General features: G+C 66.5%; 24 protein-coding genes and 1 tRNA gene. 11 read left to right on the top strand and 14 right to left on the bottom strand.

The window, feature by feature from the left end; genetic code table 11:
• Positions 1-3: 3 nt before the first annotated feature.
• The 3 genes from ATI53_RS04970 to ATI53_RS04980 all read left to right on the top strand — a co-directional run bounded on the left by ATI53_RS04970 (position 4) and on the right by ATI53_RS04980 (position 2,931).
• Positions 4-801 (top strand): segregation and condensation protein A, encoded by a 798-nt coding sequence (locus tag ATI53_RS04970; protein ID WP_009503206.1) that lies wholly within the window; start codon positions 4-6, stop codon positions 799-801.
• The gene (gene scpB / locus ATI53_RS04975) at positions 798-1,436 is read left to right on the top strand and encodes an SMC-Scp complex subunit ScpB (RefSeq protein WP_111549850.1); all 639 of its coding nucleotides are present in this window, start codon (positions 798-800) and stop codon (positions 1,434-1,436) included. The genes ATI53_RS04970 and scpB overlap by 4 nt, the downstream gene beginning before the upstream one ends.
• Before the next feature lie 175 nt (positions 1,437-1,611).
• The gene (locus ATI53_RS04980) at positions 1,612-2,931 is read left to right on the top strand and encodes a diguanylate cyclase domain-containing protein (RefSeq protein WP_170134527.1); all 1,320 of its coding nucleotides are present in this window, start codon (positions 1,612-1,614) and stop codon (positions 2,929-2,931) included.
• Between the two features lie 10 nt (positions 2,932-2,941).
• Here the strand turns inward: ATI53_RS04980 and ATI53_RS04985 are convergent, their stop codons facing one another.
• The 8 genes from ATI53_RS04985 to ATI53_RS05020 form a co-directional block, all read right to left on the bottom strand.
• Positions 2,942-4,018, bottom strand: a complete 1,077-nt coding sequence (locus tag ATI53_RS04985) for a 2'-deoxycytidine 5'-triphosphate deaminase (protein WP_009503209.1) — start codon at positions 4,016-4,018, stop codon at positions 2,942-2,944.
• 119 nt (positions 4,019-4,137) lie between these two features.
• Positions 4,138-4,214: transfer RNA gene (locus ATI53_RS04990), tRNA-Pro, on the bottom strand.
• Positions 4,215-4,292: 78 nt separating this feature from the next.
• Positions 4,293-5,750, bottom strand: coding sequence for a MerR family transcriptional regulator (locus ATI53_RS23815; protein WP_111549852.1), 1,458 nt, complete (start codon positions 5,748-5,750; stop codon positions 4,293-4,295).
• Between the two features lie 68 nt (positions 5,751-5,818).
• The gene (gene ihfA / locus ATI53_RS05000) at positions 5,819-6,121 is read right to left on the bottom strand and encodes an integration host factor subunit alpha (protein ID WP_009503211.1); all 303 of its coding nucleotides are present in this window, start codon (positions 6,119-6,121) and stop codon (positions 5,819-5,821) included.
• 107 nt (positions 6,122-6,228) lie between these two features.
• Positions 6,229-7,200, bottom strand: coding sequence for a beta-ketoacyl-ACP synthase III (locus ATI53_RS05005; protein WP_009503212.1), 972 nt, complete (start codon positions 7,198-7,200; stop codon positions 6,229-6,231).
• Positions 7,197-8,309, bottom strand: coding sequence for a phosphate acyltransferase PlsX (gene plsX / locus ATI53_RS05010; protein ID WP_009503213.1), 1,113 nt, complete (start codon positions 8,307-8,309; stop codon positions 7,197-7,199). Before plsX ends, ATI53_RS05005 begins: the two co-directional genes overlap by 4 nt.
• A gap of 23 nt (positions 8,310-8,332) precedes the next feature.
• On the bottom strand, positions 8,333-8,539 hold the full coding sequence (rpmF, locus tag ATI53_RS05015) for a 50S ribosomal protein L32 (protein WP_009503214.1): 207 nt from the start codon (positions 8,537-8,539) through the stop codon (positions 8,333-8,335).
• Positions 8,540-8,696: 157 nt separating this feature from the next.
• The gene (locus tag ATI53_RS05020; RefSeq protein WP_009503215.1) at positions 8,697-9,305 is read right to left on the bottom strand and encodes a YceD family protein; all 609 of its coding nucleotides are present in this window, start codon (positions 9,303-9,305) and stop codon (positions 8,697-8,699) included.
• 101 nt (positions 9,306-9,406) lie between these two features.
• Here ATI53_RS05020 and ATI53_RS05025 point away from each other — a divergent pair, with 101 nt between their 5' ends.
• The gene (locus tag ATI53_RS05025) at positions 9,407-9,862 is read left to right on the top strand and encodes an outer membrane protein assembly factor BamE (protein ID WP_009503216.1); all 456 of its coding nucleotides are present in this window, start codon (positions 9,407-9,409) and stop codon (positions 9,860-9,862) included.
• A gap of 10 nt (positions 9,863-9,872) precedes the next feature.
• Positions 9,873-10,634 carry a GNAT family N-acetyltransferase gene (locus ATI53_RS05030; protein ID WP_240778549.1) on the top strand — a complete coding sequence of 254 codons (762 nt, stop codon included), beginning with the start codon at positions 9,873-9,875 and terminating at the stop codon, positions 10,632-10,634.
• Here the strand turns inward: ATI53_RS05030 and ATI53_RS05035 are convergent.
• The 6 genes from ATI53_RS05035 to ATI53_RS05060 all read right to left on the bottom strand — a co-directional run bounded on the left by ATI53_RS05035 (position 10,631) and on the right by ATI53_RS05060 (position 17,389).
• Positions 10,631-11,554 (bottom strand): hypothetical protein, encoded by a 924-nt coding sequence (locus tag ATI53_RS05035; RefSeq protein ID WP_009503218.1) that lies wholly within the window; start codon positions 11,552-11,554, stop codon positions 10,631-10,633. The two genes, ATI53_RS05030 and ATI53_RS05035, sit on opposite strands and share 4 nt — an antisense overlap.
• Before the next feature lie 147 nt (positions 11,555-11,701).
• On the bottom strand, positions 11,702-12,754 hold the full coding sequence (locus ATI53_RS05040; protein WP_009503219.1) for a glycosyltransferase family 2 protein: 1,053 nt from the start codon (positions 12,752-12,754) through the stop codon (positions 11,702-11,704).
• Between the two features lie 3 nt (positions 12,755-12,757).
• Positions 12,758-13,450, bottom strand: coding sequence for an FkbM family methyltransferase (locus ATI53_RS05045; RefSeq protein ID WP_111549854.1), 693 nt, complete (start codon positions 13,448-13,450; stop codon positions 12,758-12,760).
• Positions 13,451-13,452: 2 nt separating this feature from the next.
• Positions 13,453-15,750, bottom strand: a complete 2,298-nt coding sequence (locus ATI53_RS05050; RefSeq protein WP_111549855.1) for a glycosyltransferase family 2 protein — start codon at positions 15,748-15,750, stop codon at positions 13,453-13,455.
• Positions 15,747-16,376 carry a sulfotransferase family protein gene (locus ATI53_RS05055; protein WP_009503222.1) on the bottom strand — a complete coding sequence of 210 codons (630 nt, stop codon included), beginning with the start codon at positions 16,374-16,376 and terminating at the stop codon, positions 15,747-15,749. The genes ATI53_RS05050 and ATI53_RS05055 overlap by 4 nt, the downstream gene beginning before the upstream one ends.
• Positions 16,373-17,389 (bottom strand): glycosyltransferase family 2 protein, encoded by a 1,017-nt coding sequence (locus ATI53_RS05060; protein WP_111549900.1) that lies wholly within the window; start codon positions 17,387-17,389, stop codon positions 16,373-16,375. Before ATI53_RS05060 ends, ATI53_RS05055 begins: the two co-directional genes overlap by 4 nt.
• A 197-nt stretch (positions 17,390-17,586) precedes the next feature.
• Between ATI53_RS05060 and ATI53_RS05065 the strand changes: the two genes are divergently transcribed.
• The 6 genes from ATI53_RS05065 (at position 17,587) to ATI53_RS05090 (ending at position 24,195) form a co-directional block, all read left to right on the top strand.
• Entirely contained in the window at positions 17,587-18,495 is a 909-nt protein-coding gene (locus tag ATI53_RS05065) for an AAA family ATPase (RefSeq protein ID WP_009503224.1), read from the top strand.
• Between the two features lie 63 nt (positions 18,496-18,558).
• Positions 18,559-19,338 (top strand): RlmE family RNA methyltransferase, encoded by a 780-nt coding sequence (locus ATI53_RS05070; RefSeq protein WP_111549856.1) that lies wholly within the window; start codon positions 18,559-18,561, stop codon positions 19,336-19,338.
• Positions 19,339-19,903: 565 nt separating this feature from the next.
• Positions 19,904-20,539, top strand: coding sequence for an SGNH/GDSL hydrolase family protein (locus ATI53_RS05075; protein ID WP_009503226.1), 636 nt, complete (start codon positions 19,904-19,906; stop codon positions 20,537-20,539).
• A complete protein-coding gene (locus ATI53_RS05080) occupies positions 20,536-20,979 on the top strand; it encodes a lipocalin/fatty-acid binding family protein (RefSeq protein ID WP_111549857.1) in 444 nt (147 codons plus the stop codon). The genes ATI53_RS05075 and ATI53_RS05080 overlap by 4 nt, the downstream gene beginning before the upstream one ends.
• A gap of 128 nt (positions 20,980-21,107) precedes the next feature.
• Positions 21,108-22,865 carry a CoA-binding protein gene (locus ATI53_RS05085; RefSeq protein WP_111549858.1) on the top strand — a complete coding sequence of 586 codons (1,758 nt, stop codon included), beginning with the start codon at positions 21,108-21,110 and terminating at the stop codon, positions 22,863-22,865.
• A gap of 55 nt (positions 22,866-22,920) precedes the next feature.
• On the top strand, positions 22,921-24,195 hold the full coding sequence (locus tag ATI53_RS05090) for a glycerate kinase type-2 family protein (RefSeq protein ID WP_111549859.1): 1,275 nt from the start codon (positions 22,921-22,923) through the stop codon (positions 24,193-24,195).
• Positions 24,196-24,204: the final 9 nt, after the last annotated feature.

Raw genomic sequence — 24,204 nt, forward strand, 5'->3', positions numbered from 1 at the left:
CTGATGGACGACAACGATTTCGACCCGATCGAGGACACGCTCGGCGTTGCTGACCGGCTTGCCGCAGAGGCGCTGATCGTCGATGTCGACGGCTTCGAAGGCCCGCTTGACCTGCTGCTGTCGCTGTCGCGCACGCAAAAGGTCGACCTGCGCAAGATCTCGGTGCTGGATCTGGCGCGCCAGTATCTGGGCTTTGTGCAACAGGCCAAGGCGCTGCGCATCGAACTTGCCGCTGATTACCTCGTGATGGCGGCGTGGCTGGCCTATCTGAAATCGCGCCTGCTGCTGCCCCCCGATCCCGCCGAGGACGGCCCCTCGGGCGAGGAACTGGCGGCGCATCTGGCGTTTCAGCTGGAACGCTTGCAGGCGATGCGCGACGTCGCGGCCCGGCTGATGGCCCGCGACCGGCTGGGGCGCGATTTCTTCGCGCGCGGCCAGGTGCAGACGGTCGAACGGGTGCGCAAGGTGCGCTACACCGCCACGCTGCTCGACCTGATGCAGGGCTATGCCCGCCTGCGCACCCGCGATGAATTTCGCCCCTTCGTGATGGACCGCGACAGTGTCTATACCATGGAAGAGGCGCTGGGGCGGATGCGCGGCCTGCTCGGCTTTGCCGGGCAATGGACGGACATCGCGGCCTGGCTGCCCGATGGCTGGGATGCGGACCCGGTGAAATGGCGCTCGGCCACCGCGGCGACCTTTGCCGCCTCGCTGGAACTGGTCAAGGAGGGCCATGCCGAGATAAGGCAGTCCGAAACCTTCGCGCCGATCGAGCTGCGCAAACGGGATGGACGGGAATGACCGACAACGACAGCCTTTTCGCCGCACCGCCCATGGCCGAACAGGAACGCATGGTCGAGGCGGTTCTGTTCGCGTCTGCCGGGCCGGTCACCGTGCGCGACCTGGAACAGCGCCTGCCGCATGGTTGCGATCCGGCCGAGGCGCTGATGAATCTGCGCGCCCGCTACGAAGGACGCGGCGTGCGCATCGTGCGCGTGGGTGACGCCTGGGCGATGCGCACGGCACCCGATCTGGGCTGGCTGATGCAAAAGGAAACGGTGGAAACCCGCAAGCTTTCGCGCGCCGCCATCGAAACGCTGGCGATCATCGCCTATCACCAGCCGGTCACCCGCGCCGAAATCGAGGAGATCCGCGGCGTGTCGGTGTCGCGCGGCACGGTGGATCAGCTGCTGGAAATGGAATGGATCCGCTTCGGGCGGCGCAAGATGACGCCGGGGCGGCCCGTGACCTTTGTCGTCACGCAGGTCTTTCTGGACCATTTCGGGCTGGAAAACGCCCGAGATCTGCCGGGGCTGAAGGAGCTGCGCGCGGCGGGGCTGCTGGAAAGCCGGCCCGCATTTGGCGCGTTGCCCGGTGCCACAGCGGCGGATGACGAAGACGAGGCGCCCGGACAGAGCGAATTGTTCGAAGACTGACGTCCGCTGGCCGCGCGTGGCCGGTTTAACAGATCTTCAATGCCGCTTTCCTACAGTTCGGCACGCGGTCGACATGTTTGTTCGTTTTCCGACCGCTGTGCGAGGGGTCGGCAAATTGCCAGAGCAGAAACGGCGTTTTGTGTCAGTCGCAAACCTGCGGGCAGGGGATTCGGGGGTGGTTACGCCAGTCTCGCTGCGCGCGCTGATGTGGATGCGCCAGGGCTGTCTTGGAATCGTGGTCTTGATCTGCCTGATGGCGATCGAAGGCCATGTTTACAGCGTTCCCGCGTTCTATTCCCTGTCCGGCGACGCGGTGCTGTCGCTGCCGACGATCACGGCTACGGCGTTGTGCTGTGCGGCGTTGCTGCTGCAGCGCGCCCTGCGCGGGGTGTCGCGGTGCGAAGCCGCGCTCTGGGGCATGGTGATTGTGATTTGCGGTGTCGTCCCGGTCATGCAGCTTCTGGGGAACAGCATCGGCGAGGGCGAAATGGGGCTGAACACCGGCCTGTCCTTTGTCTGCCTGGGGACGGGGCAGATATTGTTCGCCCGGATGCAAACGCTGCCATTCGTGCTGACGATGGGATCCATGGTGCTGCCGTTCATCGGGATCGTGGGCTATCTGTTCGGACGCACCGAACTGTTCGGGGCGATGTCGCTGCAAACCGGTTTTGTGCTGGTGGCACTGGGGATCGCCAGCGCCGCGCGCTATGCCCGACGGCCCGTGCTGCGCGGGCTGCTTGCCGGTTCCGAGGTGGGAGAGGCTGCGCGTCTGGCGGTGATGGGCTGGATTGCCTGGATCCTGCTTGGGGCGGCGCTGAACTGGACTGCCCCGGCGGATCTACAGGACAGCGCGGTCTTTATCTTTGTCGCGGTCTCGGGGCTTGGGGGGCTGGCCGTCGTGCTGCTGCTGGCGATGATCGCGGAAAATCGGCGCGAGCTGCGCAACCGTGATGCGGTTGCGCTGGGGGCCTTGATGGAACGCGATCCGGTGACGGGGCTGCCCTATAGCGGTCTTGGAAAGCTTTACCTGCGCTGCCATGCGCGCGTCGGGCCGGTGGGAATGATGATGATCGGAGTCGACAACTGGGACTGGATCGTGCGTGAAGGCGGGCGGGAAAACGCCGAACTGATCCTGCGGCGGATGAGCACGGTGATCGGTCGCGCGGCCGGGCGCCGAGACATGGTTCTGCGTTACGACGACCGGCGTTTCCTCGTGCTGTCGCATGGCACGGTCGGGGCCGCGCTTGCACGCAAGGCCGATCGGTTGTGCGGTCTGGTCAATCAGTCTGGCGCGACCGGGACGTGGATGTCCGAATATTCCGCGTCGGTCGGAACGGCGGTGGGACGGGCCGGAGAATTCGCGCTGGAACCGGCGGTCAGTATGGCGCTTGCCGCCGTACGCAACGCCGAGCGCGCAAAGACCGGCGGGCCCGACATGTCATATGCGAAAGACTCAGCCGGTTTTCCGGACGTGGCGCACCCCGGTTCCGGCTGACCACCGCGTGTCAGGCGCGAAAATGCTTGGACAGCTTCAAACCCTGCCCCTGATAGTTCGACGCGATACCGGCGCCGTAAAGCTGGGCGGGCAGGGCGTCCATGTGTTCATACACCAGCCGCCCGACGATCTGACCATGCTCGAGCACAAAGGGCGCCTCGTGGCAGCGCACCTCAAGCACGCCGCGCGACCCGGTGCCGCCCGCCCCGGCATGGCCGAAACCCGGATCGAAAAATCCGGCATAGTGCACGCGGAACTCCCCCACCATCGCCAGATAAGGGGCCATCTCGGCGGCATAGGTGGGCGGGATATGCACCGCTTCGCGGCTGACGAGAATATAGAACGCGTCCGGATCAAGGATCAGTTGGCCCTTGTCCGAATGCAGTTGATCCCAGAAGTCCGCCGGATCGTAATGCGCGATGCGGTCCAGGTCGATGACCCCGGTATGCGGCTTGGCGCGCCAGCCCACCAGCGTGCCCGCGTCGGGGCGCAGGTCGACCGAGAAGCCCAACCCGTGGTCGATCACCGCCGGCCCGCCGGTGACCAGTGTCTCGGCCGCGTGCAGGGCTTGCAGATCGCTGTCGCCGAGCACCGACTGCCCCCTGCGAAAACGGATCTGGTTCAGGCGCATGCCGGTGCGCGCCAGGACGGAAAAGCTGCGCGGGCAGATTTCGGCATAAAGCGGGCCGGTGTAGCCCCCCGGCACACGGTCGAATTCGGTTCCGCCGTCGGTGATGGTTCTGGTCAGAAGATCCAGGCGCCCGGTCGAGCTTTTGGCATTGGCAACCGCGGTCATGTCCTGCGGCAACGCCAGCGATTCCATCAGCGGCACCACATAGACGCAGCCCTTTTCCAAAACCGCCCCCTGGGTCAGATCGACGCGATGCATCTCGAATTCGCGCAGCCGTTCGGCGACGGGACGTCCGGCGCCCGCCAGGAACGAGGCGCGCACCCGGATCGCTTCGGTGCCAAGCCGCAGGTCAAGACTGGCCGGCTGGATCTGCCCATCGACCGGGGGGGCGGCGCAGCGGATGGCGCCCCGCGCGATTAGCTGTTCGATCTGCTGGCTGGCAAGAACGCCTGTCATGCCTGACTCCTGTACTTGGACCGTCCATAGCAAGCCGGCGCGGGGAAGGGAACGTGCCAAAAACAGCACCGCCCCGCGCCTGGGGCTGCGGGGCGGTGATAAGTCGCTGCGGGGTATTTTGGTCGGGCTAGCAGGACTCGAACCTGCGACCTTCCGTCCCCCAGACGGACGCGCTACCAGGCTGCGCTATAGCCCGACTTGTGGAGCCGTTTCATACTTGTTTTCCGGGCGGGGGCAACCCCCGATCCGCGTGTTTTTTCACCGAAGTCGCAGATCATGTGCGGCTGCGTCCGCCGTGACCGTCAAACCACAACCGAAGTGCCGCGACATGCGGTGCGATCCGCCGGCTCTGGGCCGGGCTCAGCCGGTCTGTGCCGGCAAGATGCGCCAGGGTTCCGGGCCGGGCCGTCGGCATATCCTCGGGCGCCGGGATGTCGGGCAGGGTTGGCGGAGCGGCGGGGGCAGGCGCTTTGATGCGAGCGTCCGCATCAACGGGGGCGGGGGACTCGTTGGCCGGTCTGTCGTGCGCGTCGGGGGGCGCGGATTCAGGGACGTTCGATTCAAAGAGTTCGAAGCCGCAGGGCGTCTGCGGTTCTTCCGCCGCATCGCGCGCGGCCTGCGGCTCTTGGGTTTCGGGGGGGGGCGAATCGCCATCCCTGACGGGCTCTGCGGCGTCGGGGGCATCGGCAGGGATCGCGATTTCCTCGCCCGGCGAGTCCGCATCGGCCGAGGCCGGATCGCCTTGCGGGACGATGCCGGTGGTTTCGAAAACGCTTTCGGAGGCGTCGGGCGTTTCGTCCGTTCCGGCGGCCGTCGGGCCGGTCTCCGGGGCGTCGCGGGCGGTTTCTGCGGGAACAGGGGCTTCGGTCGCGGGCGGGCTGACAGCTTCGTGTGGAATGGTATCCGCGTCGTCGCGAAGGGCGCTGCCGTCGATGAGCGTCTCGCCCAACTCCGGCTCTGCATCCGGCGCGGCGGCCGGATCTGCGTTGTCGGTCGCATCGTCGGTTTCCAGACGGGCCGGCGCGGTGGGGAACGTGGCGTCTTCGGTCGCTGTATCTTTTGGGGCGGTGTCTTTTGGGGTGGTGTTTTCGGAATTGATGTCCGCCAGGTCGGCGCCTTTGGGGGCGGTGTCCTGGGGGCCGGTATCTTCGGCATCGGTGTCGTCAGGCACAGGGCCTTTGTCCGCAACCGCCGGGGCGTCGTGGCGTTCGTCCAGCGAGTGGGTCACGAAGTCGGGCAGGGGCGGCGCGGTGTCGGGGGCCGTTTCACAATCTGCCCCGGTGGCCGCTTCCGCTGCGGGATCAGCGGCGGCTTCGCCGAAAAGATCGGCCTGATCGTCGGGATCTGCGGGGTCCGTCGGCGCAGGCGTGTCGCCGGGCGCAAAAGGCAGAACCGTTCCGGTTTCCGGCGCGACCTCGGCAAAGGGCGCATCTTCGATTTCTTCGGCATTGGTGTCTATGGGCAGGGGGACCAGGCTGGAGACATGCTTGACCCCTTGTTCGCGCAGCACTTTTTGCGCGCCCTTGATGGTCAGGCCATCCTCGTGCAGCAGCTTCTTGATGCCGGCCAGCAAGGCGATGTCACCGGGGCGATAATAGCGCCGCCCTCCGGCGCGTTTGACCGGCTTGACCTGGGTGAACTTGCTTTCCCAGAAGCGCAGAACATGCGCCGGCGTGTCCAGCAGCTCCGCCACTTCGGATATGGTGCGGAAGGCATCGCGGGACTTGCTCATGTGTTCTGGTCCTTGTGAGGCCTGCCGGTGCGCGGGGACGGGCCGGCGGCGCAGGTCGCGCCCCGGTTTCAGCTTTTGTTGCCGGAGGCCACGCGGTCTTTCATCAGGTGCGACGGGCGGAAGGTCAGAACCCGGCGCGGCTGGATCGGCACTTCTTCGCCGGTCTTGGGGTTGCGCCCGACCCGCGCCGCCTTGTCGCGCACGGAAAACGTGCCAAAGGACGAGATCTTGACCTGTTCGCCACGCACCAGCGCATCGGACATCTGCTGAAGCACGGCCTCGACCAGCTCGGCGCTTTCGTTGCGCGATAATCCGACTTCGCGGAACACCGCTTCGCTCAGATCCATCCGTGTCAGTGTCTTTTCACTCATGACCGTCCCTCCCGGAGTTTGAAGCAGCATAGGCGCGCGGAATTTTCCGAGTCAATATCAGGGACTTGGATCGCAGCCGCAAGATGCTGAAAAGACCCTGAACGGGGCTACCAGCGGATAACCACCGCGCCCCAGGCCAGCCCGCCGCCGATCGCTTCGGTGACCAGCAGATCGCCGCGCTTGATCTGGCCACGCGTGACGGCAACCGACAGCGCCAGGGGAATCGACGCGGCAGAGGTGTTGCCATGATCCTGAACGGTCACCACGACCTTGTCCATCGGCAGGCCCAGCTTTTTCGCGGTGCCCTGAATGATGCGGATATTGGCCTGATGCGGCACGACCCAGTCGACCTGCTCAGGGGTGACACCGGCCTTTTCCATGGCCGCTACAGCCGAGGCCGCAAGCTTGGCGACCGCGTGGCGGAACACCTCCTTGCCCTCCATCCGCAGGTGGCCGACGGAATTGGTGCTGACGCCGCCATCGACGTAAAGCAGGTCGCGAAAGCGCCCGTCGGAATTCAAATCGACCGACAGCACGCCCCGGTCATCTGCGCTGCCGTCGCCGGTCCCGGATTCAAGGATCAGCGCACCGGCGCCATCGCCGAACAGCACCGCCGTCGAGCGGTCGGTCCAGTCGAGGATTCGCGAAAAGGTTTCCGCCCCGATGATCATCACCCGCCGCGCTGTTCCCGAGGTGATCAGCGCGTTGGCATTGGCCAGCGCATAGACGAACCCGGCGCAGACCGCCTGCACGTCAAAGGCAAAGCCGCGTTCCATGCCGATGCGGGCCTGCACCATCGTCGCGGCGGACGGAAACGTCAGGTCGGGGGTCGATGTCGCGACGATCAGCGCATCCAGATCGTTGGGGCCGAGGCCCGCGTCGTCCAGCGCCCGCTGGGCAGCATGGGCGGCGATCTCAGAGGTGGTTTCACCGTCGGCAGCGATGTGGCGCTGTTCGATCCCGGATCGGGTGCGGATCCATTCATCCGTGGTATCGAGGGTCTTTTCCAACTCGGAGTTGGGAACGACACGCTCTGGCAGATAGTGCCCGACCCCCGCCACCTGCGCCCGTATGGTCATGAATTTGTTCCGTCTTTCTTCTGATCGGTGGGTTCGGTCGTGGCGGCCATCCCGGCGGCGTTCGCCGCAGAGGCGATGCGGGCGGCCAGCCTGTCGCCAAAACCCGATTGCGCCAGATCGTAGGCCAGTTCGACCGCGGCGGCCACACCTGTTGCATCCGCGGCGCCATGGCTTTTCACCACCGTGCCATTGAGACCCAGAAACACACCGCCGTTCTTGCGGCGCGGGTCGATGCGGGCCTGAAGCCGCTTGAGCGATGTCAGCGACAGCAGCGCGGCCACGCGCGACAGCGGGGAGTAGGCAAAGGCCTCGCGCAGGAACTGACCGATCAGCGAGGCGGTGCCTTCGCCGGTCTTGAGCGCGATGTTGCCGGTGAACCCGTCGGTGACGATGACGTCGCAGCGGCTGCCGGAAATGTCGCCGCCTTCGACGAAACCGACGAATTCGAACCCGTTGGCATCGGCCTGCGCGGTGATAAGCTCATGCGCCTGCTTCAGCTCGGCGCGGCCCTTGTGTTCCTCGGTGCCGACGTTCAGCAGACCGACGCGGGGCGTTGGCAGCGACAGCCCGTTGCGGGCATACGAGGCCCCCATCAGCGCGTATTTCAACAGATCCTGCGCATCGGCGCGAATATCGGCGCCTACGTCCAGCATCACGTTGAACCCCTGCGGGTTGCGCGATGGCCAGAGCACGGCGATGGCGGGGCGGTTGACGCCCGGCAGCTTGCGCAGCCGCACCATCGACAGCAGCATCAGCGCGCCGGTGTTGCCGCAGGACACCGCCACGGCGGCCTTGCCGTCGCGTACCGAATCGAGCGCGGACCACATCGACGTGTTCTGCCCGGTGCGCATGACCGAGCTGGGCTTGTCATGCATCGACACGACGCCGGTGGCGTCGCGGATTTCGACCCGTTTGCCAAGCTGGCGCTTGTCCACGAGCGTTTCAAGCTCGGCTGCGGGGCCGTGCAGGATGAATTTGGCCTGCTTGTTGCGTTTCGCAAACAAGGCAAGACCGGCAACGATGGTTGCCGGCCCACGGTCTCCGCCCATGGCGTCGATGGAAAGCACCAGGGGCTTGGCAGCCTGCGTTTTTTCCGAAGCGGATGTCATGCGGTGCGTGCCCTGGGGTCGATTCAGGCCGCGTCTTCTTCCAGCTCGATCTCGTCGACCGATGCCACCACCTCGCGGTCGGCATAGTGACCGCAGGACGGGCACACGTGGTGCGGGCGCTTCAGTTCGCCGCAGTTCGTGCACTCGTTCGGGTTACCGGCGACAAGAGCGTCATGCGCGCGACGGTTGTTGCGGCGCGATTTGGATACTTTGTTCTGTTGGACGGCCATGTCTCAACCTTTTCGCGTTCAGGGGGCAAATCATTGCCCGGTTCCGTTCGGGCGTGCCCGGCCTCATAATCTCAAGGCTGGGGCCGTGGCAACCCGGAATTCCGATGAAGGCGCGAAAATAGGGATTTTGCGCCAAAACGCAAGGACGATTCGCCCGCTAGGGCGTCGCCTTGCCGGTATCGCCATCGGTATCGCCGTCGCTTTCGCCGTCATCAGACCCGGCGCCAAGCTTTGATTTCAGCCCTTCCAGCGCGGCAAAGGGATTCGGACGCTCGTCTTCGGGATCGGGGGCGGCGGCCGCGTCCAGCGATTTGGTCACCTCCCTTGCGCCCGGCGCGTGGGGATAAAGCGGCAGCGCCAGTGCCAGCGCCTCGGTCAGGACGGCGCGCAGGTCGATGACCTCGGGCAGGGGGTCGATGTCGTCGCCCGAAATTTCGATCTCGGCGCCGTCGGTGCGGTCGGAAGGCGCCGCAATGGGGCGCCACACCCGTTCGACCGGCTCGTCGATGCGTGTCGTCACCGGTTCCAGCGTGACGACGCAGGGCTGCGCGACGGTGGCGCCAAGCGTTGCGTCCAGGCGCCAGGCATCGCGGCCTTCGGGAATCAGCGCGCCGCTGAAGCGCAGCTTGCGCAGCGACAGCAGGCCAAGCCGCGCCGCAATGGCGGCGCGCGCCTTGTCGTCGGGGCGCAGATCGAAGACGGTCGGGGTGCCGGTGCGCAAGCCCGCGACGCGCAGCCGCTCGGGGATCGGGGTCGTGCTGTTCATCCGGGGCCTTTCCTTTGCTTGAACGGCTTGGCTCGGTTATGTAATCGGGGATAGAACCCCCGCAAGGGACAAATAGATAGACAGAGAGCAGGGCGCAGTCCATGGCGATTTCCGGAAGATTGGCAGCGGTGACATTCGCAGCCGCGTTCAGCCTGGCGGCCTGCACATCGCAGTATCGAACGCACGGCTATACCCCGACCGAAGAGGATCTGCAGCAGATCGTCCCCGGTGTGGACACGCGCGCCACGGTCGAGGGTGTGATCGGGGTGCCCACAACATCGGGCGTGCTAAACGAGGGCGGTTTCTATTACATCTCGTCCGAGGTCCGGCAATTCGCCTGGCAAGCCCCCGAAGAGGTCGACCGCGAGATCGTCGCGATCACCTTTGACAGCGCCGGCGTGGTCGAGAACATCACCCGCTACGGGCTGGAACACGGCAACGTCGTGCCGCTGTCGCGCCGCATCACCCGCACCTCGGACGGCGAGATCAGCTTTATCCGCAGGCTGTTCGGCAATATCGGCGGGCTGAGCCTCGGCTCGTTCACCGACGATCTGTAGGGCGCGGGGCGTGTCCTCGCCCCGGATTGGCTGCCGGAAGGGCGACATCGTCGAAGCGGAGCCATTGTTGCGGCGGGGGCGCTACCTGGTGCGGCACGCGCGGCCGGGCGCCGACATCGCGGCGGCGCAGGCGTTGCGGGGGCGTGCCTTCGGCCGGGGGGGGGCGGATGTGGACCCGATGGACCCGCTGTGCCGGCATGTGCTGGTCGAATCAGTGGCGGGGGGCGCGCCGCTGGCCTGCTTTCGCTACCTCTGGCTGGACAGCGGCAGTTTCATCGGCACAAGCTATTCGGCGCAATATTACGACCTGACGCGGCTGACGGAGTTTGCGCAACCAATGCTTGAATTGGGGCGATTCTGTATCCGTCCGGGCAAAACCGACCCGGACATCCTACGCCTGGGCTGGGCGGCGATCGCCGGACTGGTGGACCGGGGCGGCGCGGGGATGCTGTTTGGCTGCGCCAGTTTTCAGGGCACCAATCCCGTGCCTTATGCCCCGGCTTTTGCGCATCTCGCGCACCGAGGCGCGCCCGCGCGCTGGCGGATCGGTCGCAAGGCCCCCGAAACAGTGGCGTTGGTGCCCGGCGGCGAGACCCGTGCCGGGCTGAAGCTGATGCCGCCGCTGCTCAGAACCTATTTGTCCATGGGCGGCTGGGTCAGCGATCACGCGGTGTGCGACCATGCGATGGGCACGCTGCACGTCTTTACCGGGGTTGAGGTCGCGTTGATTCCCCCTGCGCGCGCGCGGGCCCTGCGGGCGCTGTCGTCCTAGCGCAGCGCCTGCAACGCTTCGAGGCGGCGCCGAAAGCGCGGCGCGTCCAGTCGCAACGACACGTTGCGGCACAGCATCTTGGCAAGGTTCCTGCGCCCGTCCTTTTCCAGCTTGGCCAAAAGCTTGCGCAGATAGGGCGTGTGATCGCGCCGGGCGCGTATCAGCCGGGCGAAATCCAGGGTGCCCAGATCGCCCGAGGCGGCGGCGGTCAGCAACGGACCGATCAGCCCAAGTTCGATCAGGTCGCCCTGAAGCGCACCGCCCATGAAGGGCATCCTGAACCGCGTCACATTGGGCCGTTCGAACAGGGCCGAATGCATTGCATCCAGCCGTTCGCGCGGATCGTACAGCACCCAGGCGTGGTCCGCCGCGTCCAGCATGTCGGGCGCATAGCCATAGCGCGAGGTGAAATCGACGCGCCGGGCTTCGGCAAAGCGATCGTCCCATTCGGTGACGCGCGGATCAAGCGTGGCCTGGGGTTGCAGAATCACCACCCGCGCGCCCGGCGCGGCGACGGAAAACGCCGCCGCAGCATAACCGCACGGGCCCGCGCCGTAAAAGATCACCTGCTCGAATTCGTCAAAGAACCCGTCATCCATCAGCTGGTCGAAAAACGCATAGATCCGCTCGTCGCGAAACCAGGTGTCGCGGGACGAGATCACCGCCAGCGACGACCAGCCCTCATCCAGCGCCATGCTCCAGCCCAGAGGTGTCGCGGTTTCCGACAGCACCTCGATTCCGGGCAGGGTTTCGAAACTGACCAGCAAGGTGTGGCCGCGTTCCACGAACACGCCGTGATGGCGCCGCCCGAGCGGTTCGGAAAAGCCGTCGGCCTCGCCGATCCGCGATATGGCAGAGATCCACTGACCCCTGCGCAGCCCGGTCAGATCGACCGTCGAAAGATCAGTGTGGTCCTGCATTTCAGCCTGCCGTTCCGGGCGTTCGCCGCCATGTTTCGCCCCGTCGGGCCTCTTGTCATCTGACGCGACCGGCGGGCCGCACCCATTTGTGTTCGGGAAACAATGCCCGGTGGATTGGGCGAAATTGTGCTCGAATAGGGGAAAATTCTAGCGGTCGGCGCTGTCCTGACCCTGGGCGCGGCTCGCGTGGGTGTGCAGAATGCGCGCGATGCCGGGGGACAGCGGCTGGCTGGGGGGCGTCATCATCAGCCGGCCCATAAGCGCGCGATAGGGTTCCTGAAGCATCAGCCGGTCGTAGCGATTGCGCCGCCAGGCCACCGCCGCGCGATGCAGGCTTGCAAGCGGTTCGTCCCGGTCCAGCTCCCGGCGCAACGCCGCCGTCTTGTCCGACAGGGCCAGGATCGAGCGGTCCTCGACCGTGCCGAAATTGCGGTCGGTCCAGTAATCCAGCCCCAGCGCCTGGTCCGAATGCACCGCGCGCCCCCGGTCGGCCTTGAGGATGAAGCTTTCCATAGCGCCGAGCGGGTAATGGTTCAGTTGTGCCAGCTTGTAATTCGATCGGCCATAGGTGGAAAAAACGCGGCGCGTGCGAAATTGCGGCTCCAGCGCGCGGCCTTCGCCATCGTACCAGCGGGCGGCGTCGACGCGGGCCTCGTCGGGATCGCGTGGCCGGTGCACCCCAAGCTTGCGATAGGTGCCGTCGTTGCGAAACAGGGTCTTGAACATCGCGGCGCGCCAGGGCCAGGCCATCACCTCGGGGGCGGCGCGCAGGAATTGCTGCGGGACCGGCTTGTCGCGATAGGACAGCACGCCGGCATTGCCGAACAACCGCCAGGTCAGGGTGATCGCATCCGCCTGCGGCAGCGCCGCGATCAACGCCGGCAGGGTCCGGTCCCCCACATGGACATTGACGTATTCGTCGATATCCAGCGCCAGCAGCCAATCCGCCCCCCGCACGGCGGCGCAGTCATCCGCCAGCTTCAGCGCGGCGAACTGCACCCCGCCTTCATGCAGGCCATCGTTGCGGATATGCGTGACATGGCCCAGCTGCTGCAATCGTTGCAGCATCAGGTCGGTGCCGTCTTCGCAGTCGTTGGACATCGCGACCACATGGCTGACGCCCGAAGCCAGATGATGCGCGAGCCAGTCCAGAACAAAGGCGGCTTCGTTTCTGACACAAAGAACGGCAACGATATTCACTGGTTACCAGCCTTTCCCGAACGTCACGACCTTGGCTTCCGAGGCTTTGGGGAAATAGGTCAGCCCCGCGCGATGCATGGCGTCAAACACCGCCTGCACGCCGTTCTGTCCGATCCACTGCGGGTGCAGTTCGATGACCGCCACCCGCAACCCGGTCCAGTCTGCGGCGGGAAGCAGATCCGCCTCGGCGCCTTCTATGTCGCAGACAAGCACATCGGGGGCCGTTTCGTCCAGCACGCGGCGCAGCCCGTGGCGCGGGATCTGCACGGTATTCGTGATACTTTCGGGGTCCGAAGCGCGGTCCAGCGATGAGCTGAGGAAGTTGCGCCGCAGATGAAACTCGACCGGCGGTCCGTCCTGGGGCGACAGCAGCGCGGTGCGCAGATCCACATTTGTCACGCCATTGGCGGCGTGCACGCTGCGGATGTAGGGAGCCAGCATTGGGTTTGCCTCGTAACTCACGACGGAGGCGACGTTTTTCTTCACAGACAGCAGCGTCGACATATACCCGATGCCGCCCCCCAGTTCGAGCACCCGATCGCCTTTCCGGACCACGCGCATCACCGCGTCGCATTCCTTGCGCTCATAAAGCCCGTCGCGCAGCGCGCCGCGGATGCGTCCGGTGGTGATGTCGGGATGTTTGGGAATGTTCATCCCGCGCGAGCGGATGAACGGGCTTTTGGCGGGGGCATCCATCGTCAACTCTCCATATCCAGGGCAAGCGCGCGGGCGACACGCTCGGCATCGGTCAGCTTGAGGCTCAGGATCCGGCGGTAAAGCTGCGCGAATTCCGCGGTGGCGCGCAGTTCTTCGGCCTTGGCGCGGTGCCAGGCCAGCCCGTGGTCATGCCAGTGGCGCAGCGTGTCATCCGACATGAGCTTTGTCATTTCTTCACGCAATCTTGGAAGGTTACGTCGTATTGTTACATCGCGCGCGCCCGACCAGTCCATCCGCACCCAATAGTTGTATCCGATCGAGCGGTCCACATGCAGGGCCCGCCCGCGCTGACGCTTGACCAGAAAGCTGTCGGCGCTGCGCAGCGCGTAATGGTTCAACTGCACAAGATCGTAGCCGATGGTCTTGCGCGAATTGCGCCAGCCGTTGCGCAGCGCATCCGCAGTCATGTCGCGGCCCGACCCGTTGACCCATTTTACCCTGTCTTCAAACCCTTGCCGCAATTTGTTCGGACGGTGGCACGAGATCTTTTCATAGGCGCCAAGGTTGCGGAACAGCGTCTTGAACCCCCATGCGGTGTGCGGTTTGGGGCAGTAGCTGGGCGCGCATCGGACGAACTGGTCTATGACAGGGCGATTCAGCACCCGCGTGACGCCGCCATGACCGAACAGGCGCCAGGTCATGGCAATGTTGGTGGCATCCTGGCATTGGTCGAACAGATCGTCCAGCGTGCCGTTTCCGCAGCGGATGTTGACGAATTCGTCCACGTCGATATGGGCGATCCAGTCAGCGTTTTGCATCACCGGCTCGCAGAGCGAGGCATCAAGCGCGTGCTGCTGCGGAGACTTCCCCGTCCAGTCGTCGTTGCCGCGATGGACCGCCAGCCCCAACTGGTCGAGCCGTGACAGGATTTGCGTCGTCCCGTCGTCGCACCCGTTTGTATAGATGAGGAAATTGTCAAACCCGATGGCACGGTGATAGGCGATCCACTCCAGAATATAGGGGGCTTCGTTCTTCATGCAGCCGACAATGACGCGGCCGCTGCTGCCAGACGGCAGGGGCGGTCGCGGAATCACCGGATAGGCGGGGGCCGGTGCCGTTTCGTCGACATCGCCAAGCCGGTTGTGCGGGGCAAAGGGCGACCGCCCCGGCGCGGCGCTTTGCGCCACCCCCTGTGGGGGCAGCTTGGCGGGGTCGAAGGGGGGCGCGTCCGTGACCGTCTGAGCCTTTTCTGCGGCCTTGGCGATACGGCTGTCCATTGCCATCAAATACTGCGTGGCGCGAAAACCGCGCGTGGGATCGGCCTCGGTCCAGTCGCCGCAAGGTCTGTCCGGCTCAAGGCGCGCCCTGTCCAGCGCCGGGTGCCGCGTGGCCAGTCCGTCAAGGCCGCTGGCGAACCGCTGTGAAATGCAGGCCAGTTCTCCAGGATCAATTTCGGGGCCTTGTACCTTGATTTGTATCAGCAATCGCCGCCACACCTGACGCGGAAGAGTGTGTTCGCGCAGCGCAAGCAGCCGCGACAGCGCGTCGTTCATCAGGCGGCACCGTGTCAGCCAGGCCGCAGACGGCGCCGCGGGCGCTGTATCGCTGTCCGCCTTGCCGATGGGCGGCACGATGTCAAAGATCTCGCGCAGGATTTCGGTCGCGGCGGGGCCGTATAGGCGGGGCAGGTCAAGCGGGTGGAAGGACACCGATCCGGGTCCGAAGACCGCCTCCCATTCCGCGCATAACCGGTTGTAATCCAGCCAGAACACCGCGCCTTGCGCCTCGGGGAAAAGCCCCCGATGGGGCACGGGCGCGGCGTGGGTTTCAAGCGCCGCCTGCCACCAGTCCGGACGGGACACAAGCGCCAGTTCTTGCGCAAGCGAGCCTGTGCGGCCTTCGAGCAATTGGGCGGCGTAGCGGCGTACCAGCATCCGGGCGGGATCGTCGATTTGCGCGTTGATGCGAATATTGTTCGAAATTGGCTGAAGAATATCTTTTAATCGGCTGATTTCACGGAAAGATGTCAGCGACGTTCCCAATTGGTGCGCGGACAGGATCAGCACATCGGGGCGGGCCTGCGCCACCTCTTTGGCCAGCTGGGCCGCGACCTCGTCCCGCAGCGCCTCTTGCCGGTCAGGCGCGGCATAGCCGCGACTGAACCGCAGCGCATCGACCGGACCGCTTGTCGCCATGAACAGCCGCGTATGGTTGCGCGCGCCGACGCTGCGGGCGTAAAGCACCCCCTTTCCGCGCAGATGATCCCGCTTGGCATCCAGCACCCGTTGCAGCCGGTCAGCCGCCAGCGCGTCGGGCCCGATATGGACATGGATCCTCATACGCGCCCCGCGGTCGACCGGTTTTCGTTGGCCTTGCCCCACCAGGGCAGCGACAGACCAAGATGGGCCTCCAGCAGTCGCGGCGCATCGGGATCGGCGGTGTCGTATTGCAGGAATCGCGGGTCGGTGCCAAACACCCGGTTCAGGAATGCGTAATGCTGGGCGATCCATTGCGCGCGCTGCAAGCGTGTGTCGCCATAGCCGCGTGGCAATCCGGGCACGTTGCCCGCGGGCAGGCGGTCGGTGCCCAGATCGGACCAGCGCAGCATCGAATGCGCCACGTCGTCCGGCGCGCGCCATGACGCGACGAACCGCAGATCCGGATGGCGCGCCCGCAGTGCCTCGATCAGGCCGAAATCGGTTTGCGGCCAAAGGCACAAGCTGCGGTTCAGCACCGAAACCTCGGTCAGGGCGTCAAGCGCGCCAAGCGTCTGCAACGGGTCGCCCGAACCGAAATAGCCGTCATAAAGCTGACGCGCGACAAAGCTGCCGGCGATGGCCTTGTCGGGGCAACTGCCACGCCTCAGCTTGAAATCGCCCACCGTCAGACCGGCGCGGTCAAGCGCCACCCCAAGCGTCGTTGTGCCCGTCTTGGGAAGCCCGAGGTTGATCACGCGCACCGTCATGGCATCAGCCCCAGATCGCGCGCAAGGTCCAGTTCACCCGGAGGCCAGGCAGGCAGCGCGCGCAGGTGATCGCGCAGCGCGGCGGTGGCATTGTCGCGCAACACGTCGGCGGCGCGGCGGCGGTGAGCCCTGACGCAGGCGTCGTGCAGCCGGGCAAGCCTGCCCTGTTTCATCTCGCTCAGCGCGGTTTCCAGCGCGGGCAGGTAGCGCCGGATCGACAGATCCTGCCATGCCGGGTCGTTGCGTTCGCGCCAGTAGCGATCGTCGAAGGCGCGGCCTTCGCGGTTCACGTCCCCCCGGTCGATCTTGACGAGATAGCTTTCAAGCGAGCGCAGCGCATAATGGTTCAACGTCGCGTGGTCACGCGCGCCCGCGACGGGAAAGCGGCGGATCCACTGCGGGGTGGACGCTTCGACGAACCTGGCCGGAACGGCACGACCGGACCCGTCGGTCCATGCCGATGCCGCAGCGGTGGCCTTGGCAAACGGGCGGTGCGCGCCGTAGTAGCGCAGCGGAAAATCCCGGCGCACCAGCGTCTTGACCTCAAGCGTCGTATCGGCGCACCACAGGTCGGGATTATGCGAGCGGGTGAATTGCCCGATCACCGGGGCATCCTGAAAGCGATCCACACCATCGTTGGCAAAGAACTGGAAGCTGACCGAGATCGCCTGGGGCGTGCCGCAGGCCGCGACCAGCGCGGGAATGTCATGCCCGGCGGCATGGATGTTCAGAAATTCGTCCACATCGGCGATCCAGACCCAGTCGGCATTGCGCACCACCGGCTGCCGGGCCGCGTGTTTCAGTGCCTCCATCTGGTAGTTGCGCCCCCGCGCGGGGTTGGGCAGGTGGATCACGCCCCAGGGGGCCAGCGCATCCAGCAGCGCATCGGTGCCATCGGTACAATCGTTGGAATAGATCAGGAAATCGGTCACCCCGATCAGCCGGTTGAAGGCGATCCATTCCAGGATGAACGGGCCTTCGTTCTTGACGCAGGTCACCGCGGTGATGCGCATGCGCGTGGATGTTGTCATGGGCCTGCCCGGTCCGCCTGAACGCCCGAAGGTTGTGCCTTCGTGATCTGTCCCTAGGGCAGAATCATCGCATCTGGGTTAACGCGCGTCAATCGCTGCGATCCAGGGGCGCGATCTTCGGGGGATTGACCGAACCATGCGCAGGGGGCACTTCGGTAGTCAGGAAGAGGAGAAGCCAAATGCAGACCCCCGCGACCATCGACGAGGTGCAGGCCCGGCTGGGCGAGCAAGGATATGTTTGCGGGCGCGCGCTTGCCACGGTGGTGTTTTTGTCGCTGCGGCTGGGACGGCCGTTGTTTCTGGAGGGCGAGGCGGGTGTCGGCAAGACCGAGATCGCCAAGGCGCTGGCGTCGATGCTGGGCCGCCGCCTGATCCGGTTGCAGTGCTATGAGGGGCTGGATGCGTCCTCGGCCGTCTACGAATGGAACTTTCCGGCGCAGATGATCGCGATCCGCACCGCAGAGGCGCAGGGCGGCGCCGATCGCGGCGCGCTGCAACAGGAACTGTTCGGGCCGGATTTTCTGGTGGAGCGCCCGCTTTTGCAGGCGATGCGCCCGGATGAAAACGGCGCGCCGGTGCTGTTGATCGACGAGATTGATCGCACGGACGAGCCGTTCGAGGCCTTTCTGCTGGAGGCGCTGAGCGATTTCCAGGTGACCATCCCCGAGCTTGGCACCATCAAGGCGCCCGAACCGCCCGTGGTCATCCTGACATCCAACCGCACCCGCGAAGTGCATGACGCGCTCAAGCGCCGCTGTCTGTATCATTGGGTCGACTACCCCGATTTCGCCCGTGAGGTCGAAATCCTGCACGCCCGCGAGCCGGCCCTCGCCGACCGTCTCAGCCATGAGATCGTGGCCTTTGTGCAGGGCCTGCGCACCGAGGATATCTTCAAGAAACCGGGCGTCGCGGAAACCATCGACTGGGCGAAATGCCTGCTTGCGCTCGACGTGGTGGATCTGTCGCCCGAGGTGATCTCGGATACGCTGGGCGCGATTCTGAAATATCAGGACGACATCGCGAAAATTCAGGGATCGGGGGCGGCAAAGCTGCTGCGCGAGGCGCAAGCGGGGTTGGAACCGGGCTGATCCGGTTGCACAGTGATCCGCAAAGGGGCATGTGCACCCGATAAACCTGTGCGGAGTGGCGTGATGGCGAAGAAACCCGGCGGCGGCGGTGGCAAGACCCCGAACAGCAAGACTCCGAACAGCAAGACTCCGGCCGGAAAGAACACCTCCGGGCGTGGCCAGCGCGACCTCAAGGTCAAGGTCAAGACGGCGCGCGGGCGCAAGCTGAGCTCGACCATGTGGTTGCAGCGGCAACTCAACGACCCCTACGTCAAGCGCGCCCAGACCGATGGCTATCGCGGGCGCGCGGCCTACAAGATCCTTGAGCTGGACGAAAAATACCGCTTTCTGGTGCCGGGCGCGCGCGTGGTCGACCTTGGCTGCGCGCCGGGGGGGTGGTGTCAGGTCGCCGTGCCTCGGGTCAACGCGCTTGGCGAGCGGGCGGGCAAGGCACAGGGCTACGTTCTGGGCGTCGATCTGCAAGAGGTGGTGCCGATCGCGGGGGCCGAGATCCACCAGCTGGATTTCATGGAAGACGACGCCGACGAGAAGGTAAAGGAATGGCTTGGCGGCGGGGCGACGGTGGTGATGTCGGACATGGCAGCCTCGTCCTCGGGGCACAAGCAGACAGACCACCTGCGCATCATTGCCCTGTGCGAAGCGGCGGCGCATTTCGCCTTTGACGTGCTGGAGCCGGGCGGGACCTTTGTCGCCAAGGTGCTCGCGGGCGGGGCGGAACACGGGCTTCAGTCGCTGCTCAAGCAACGCTTCGAAAAGGTGGCGCATGTGAAACCCCCGGCGAGCCGGTCGGATTCATCCGAAAAATTCGTCGTCGCCACCGGGTTTCGGGGGACTGCGGACTGAAACCCGGCGTGGCGCGGTTTCGGCCGCAGCGCAGACGACCCGGCCGCGCACGCCGAGCGCACATCGCACGGATGCGGCGCGCCGCGACGACCCGGCCGCACGGCCCCGGGCGTCAGACTGGCGGAGGCACCCTGAAAGACGCTGTCGCGGTGGCGCGCAAAGCCGCCGCGACATGGGGAGCCAGCAACCGAACCTCTTCGAAATTCGGGTCGATGTCGCGATATCGCGGCATGGCGGGGGTGTCGCACCGGGGCGCCCGGTGAGGGCTGGAAAAGCGGGGCTGTGGACGCAAAAGCAACGGGGGTGCCGTTTCGAAATCGACCAGGTCTCCGACAGGACGGCAAGGTCTCGTGTCCGCGGCATCCGGCGATGCCCCATCAACCCGCGGCATGCACCCCGGCCGCGCATTCCTGATGTGGGTCAAAGGCATCATCCTCGCTGTCTTCTCGGCATCGTACAGCCTGCATGATGGTACTTTCTGAATCGTTAAACTTTGCACGAACTGCTCTTGTTCCCATTTCTTTCCTGCCGCACCTTGCGTGGGAACGACGGGCGGGGACAAACCATGAGCGCGATCCTTTGCTACGGGGACAGCAACACACACGGCACGCTGCCGATGCGCGTTGCGGGGCTGTCCGAGCGCCTGCCAAAGCGAGACCGCTGGCCCGAGGTCGCGGCGCTGGCGCTTGGTCCCGCGCATGACGTGATCGCCGAGGGCCTGCCGGGGCGCACCACCGTACATGACGATCCCGTCGAAGGCGGCTGCCGCAACGGGTTGGCGGTGCTGCCCGCGATCCTGCACAGCCACAAGCCGCTGGATCTGGTGGTGCTGATGCTGGGGACCAATGATCTGAAACCGCGCTTTTCGGTCGGGGCATGGGACATCGCGCGCTCGGTCGAGCGGCTGGTGATATGCGTGCGCGCCGAACAGGTGGCGCGCGACACGCTGGTCGTCTGCCCGGCGCCGGTGCGGGAAACCGGCACCCTGTCCGAGGTTTTCGCCGGGGCCGAGGCGCGCCAGAGCGGGCTGGAACCCCACATGCGGGCGATGGCGGCACGGCTGGGCTGTGCCTATGTGTCGGCCGGGGATCATCTGACGGTGTCCCCGCGCGACGGTGTGCATTGGGACGCGGACGCGCACGGCCGATTCGGCGCCGCGATGGCACGGGCGATCGCGCAGACGCTGGAGCGGCAGGCATGAGGGGGCTCGCCCTTCTGGTGCTGCTGGCCGCCTGCGCACGGCCTGCCGACCCGCTGCCCCCCTCGGTGCCGGTGCGCAACCCGGCCGCGCCGGTCGCCAGCCAGGCCAATGCATCGCTTGCGCGTTTTGCTGGCGATTGGGTGGTGGTCGAAGGGGCGGGCCTGCGCCCCGGCGCCCGGCTGCGCATCGACAACGGTCTGATGACCGTCGACGGGCGCCCGCAGCCCTTGTCCGACGAAGGCACCGGACGCTTTCGGCTGTCGGGGGACCCGCTTTGGGTCCACTGGCTGGACGCCGACAACCGCACGGCGGCGCTGGGGAGTCCGAACGGCGGCCGGGTGTGGATCATGGATCGCAACGGCGCCCCCGGCGAACGCCTGCGGGCCGCGCATGAGATCCTGACGTGGTACGGCTATGACCTTTCGCAACTTGAGCGATGAGCGGGGCGCCTTTTGTTGCGTCAATCGCGGCGTACCGGTCGAAAAGGGGTCGCAACTTCTTGCACCTTCAAGCAAAACGCGCCCCAATGCCCTGACCACCGCGCCCCTGTGAGCCATAAGAAGACCACATGTCCCGAGACTTTTCACGCCTGTTCAGACCGCGCTCGGTTGCCCTTGTCGGGTCCGAAGGCTGGTGCGGTTCCGTCATCTGCAACCTGCGCGAGATGGGCTTTGTCTGGGACATCTGGCCGGTAGCCGACAGGCCCGTTACCGGAGATCCTGCCACAGGAAATCCCGTCTCCGGCGCGGCCGGTCTGGTCAAGGGGGTGCGCGGCTTCACCAATATCGACGCGCTGCCCGCAGCGCCCGATCTGGCGATGGTCGAAGCGCACGGGCAGGCGGCGGTGGACGCGGTGGCGCTGCTGGCCGCGCGCGGCGCAGGCGCGGCGATCTGCCAGGGGCGCGCGGATGCGGCGGCGCTGGCATCGGCTGCGGGCGACATGATCCTGCTTGGCCCCGAATGTCCGGGGCTGGTGAATGCGCTGGAACGCGCGCCGGTCTGGTCGCGCGACCATGGGCTGCGCCCGCTCAAGCGCGGCGTGGCGATCGTGACCCGCAGCGCCGCATTCGGCGAGGCGCTGTCGATGCAGCGGCGTGGCCTGCCCATTGCCTGCATTGCCGTGCAGACGCCCGGCGCCGCACAGACCGGCATCGCCGCGCTTGCGCAGGCGCTGCTTGAGGACGAACGCATCAGCGCTTTGGGGGTGCAGGCCGAAGACCTGGGCGATCCGCAGACGTTTCTTGACCTCGGGCGGTGCGCGCAGCGATTGGGCAAGTCCGTGGTGGTTCTGCGCGCGGGCGACGAAACCGGAGCCGCCGCGCTGATCGCGCGGGCCGGGATGGCACGGGTGCGCAGCCCCGAGGGGTTTCTTGAGGCGCTCAAGATCCTGCACGTTCTGGGGGTGTTGCCGACCAATGCCTTTGCGTCGTTGTCCTTCAGCGGAACCTCGGGCGCGGTGCTGCGCGATCTTGGAACGGCGGCGGGGCTGCATTTCCCGGCGCTGACCGACCCGCAGAAGGCGGCGCTTGGTGCCGAACTCGCGCCGGACGCGGTGCTGGCCAACCCGCTGGATGCGCGCTCTGCCGCTGCCGGCTCGTCCGCGCGGGCGGCGCGCATCATCGCCGAGGTGATGTCCGGGAGGGCGGTGCTGACGCTGCTGTCCATGGATCACCCGCGCGTGGACCGCAGCAGCGACGGCAACTGGCACACGCTGGTCCAGGCTGCCGCCGCCGCGCGTCGCAAGGTGGGGATGCCGCTGGCGCTGGTGTCGACCCTGCCCGAGGGCATGCCCGAGGCGCGCGCCGAGGCGCTGATGGCGCAAAAGCTGATCCCGCTGTCGGGCTTGTCCTCGGCCCTGGAGGGCCTGCGTGCCTGCGTCGAACTCGGCGGTCCGCAACGCCGCATCGACGATGTCTTTGTGCCCGTACCGGGCGCGGCGGGTTTGCTTGCGGAACCGGCCGGGGCGCAGGCGATGCTGGTGGCGCGGGGGCTGACCGTCCTCGCGACCGACGCGCCGCCCGAGGCGCCGGAGATCAAGGTGGCTGTGACCGCCGGGGACGCCTTTGGTTCTGTTCTGACGCTGCGCCAGGGCGCGCGGCTGGTTTCGGCGCTGCTCCCCCTGCGTGAAGGCGAGGCGCGCGGCATGCTTGAGACGCTCGGGGTTCGCAGGGCCGAGGTCGATGCGGTTGTTCCCGCGCTTCTGTCGGTGCAGGATTACGTCATCGCCCAGGATGGCGCGCTGGCCGAGCTTGAGCTGGTGCTTCGGGGGCAGGATCAGGGCGCCCCGCACGCGTCGGGTCTGCGCATCCGTGCCGCCGGGCGCTGACCGGGTCAGGGGGGCGACCACGGCGGGAGAGCGCGCCACAGCAAGGGGCATTCAGATGCAAGATCACCGCAGTTTCCTTACCGGCCTGTTCGAAACCGCCGTTGCCGCCGCCGACCCGCGCACCGCGCTGGCGCCGGCGCTTCCCGACCACCCGAAGGGGCGCACGGTGGTCATCGGCCTTGGCAAGGGGGCGGCACAGCTTGCCGCCGCCTTTGAGGATCTGTGGGACGGCCCGCTGAGCGGCGTGGTGGTGACCCGCTATGGCTATGCCACGCCCTGTCGCCATGTGACGGTGATGGAAGCCGCGCATCCTGTGCCCGACGCTGCGGGCCTTTTGGCGACCAACGCGCTGTTCGACGCGGTCGGTGGCCTTACCGCCGACGATCTGGTGGTCGCGCTGGTCTGCGGTGGTGGCTCGGCGCTGCTGCCCGCGCCGCCCGACGGGCTGACGCTGGACGATGAACAGGCGCTCAACCGCGCCCTTCTGGCGTCGGGCGCGCCGATCGGGGTGATGAACGCCATTCGCAAACACGCCAGCCGGATCAAGGGCGGACGGCTGGCCGCCGCCTGCGCCCCCGCGCGTGTCGTCAGCCTGATCGTGTCGGATGTGCCTGGCGATGATCCCGCGCAGGTCGCGTCGGGGCCGACGGTGCCCGACGCGGTCGATGCCGCCGCCGCCTTGCGGATGATCGCGGCCTGGGACATCGCGCTGCCCGGCAACGTGCTGGACCACATCCGTTCGCAGGCCTCGCGCGCGCCGCATCCCGATGACGCCTGTTTCGCGCGCAACGAGGTGCGCGTCGTCGCCTCGGCGCGCCTGTCGCTTGAGGCGGCGGCGCAGGCGGCTCGGGCGCAAGGCATCCCGGCGGCGATCCTGTCGGACAGCATCGAGGGCGAGGCCCGCGACATCGGGTTCATGCATGCTGCCATGGCGCGCGAAATCGCGGCCCGTGGCAGGCCGTTCGCCGCGCCGGTCGTGCTGTTGTCGGGGGGGGAAACCACGGTCACGCTGCGCGGTGACGCCGGGCGGGGCGGGCGCAACACCGAATTCCTGCTGGCCTTCGCCCACGCCATCGACGGGGTCGCCGGGGTCCATGCGCTTGCGGCGGACACCGACGGCATCGACGGAACCGAGGACAACGCGGGCGCCTTTGCCGATGGCGGCACCGCCGGGGCGTTGCGCGCAACCGGCGAGGACGCCATGACCCGGCTGGGGCGCAACGATGCGTGGGGCGCCTTCGACGCGGTGGGCGGGCTGTTCGTACCCGGCCCGACCGGCACCAATGTCAACGATTTCCGGGCGGTGCTGATCCACGACGCGGCAGGGTAACCATAGGCG

The organism is Salipiger aestuarii, from assembly GCF_003259905.1.
In the GTDB taxonomy this organism is placed as follows: domain Bacteria; phylum Pseudomonadota; class Alphaproteobacteria; order Rhodobacterales; family Rhodobacteraceae; genus Salipiger; species Salipiger aestuarii.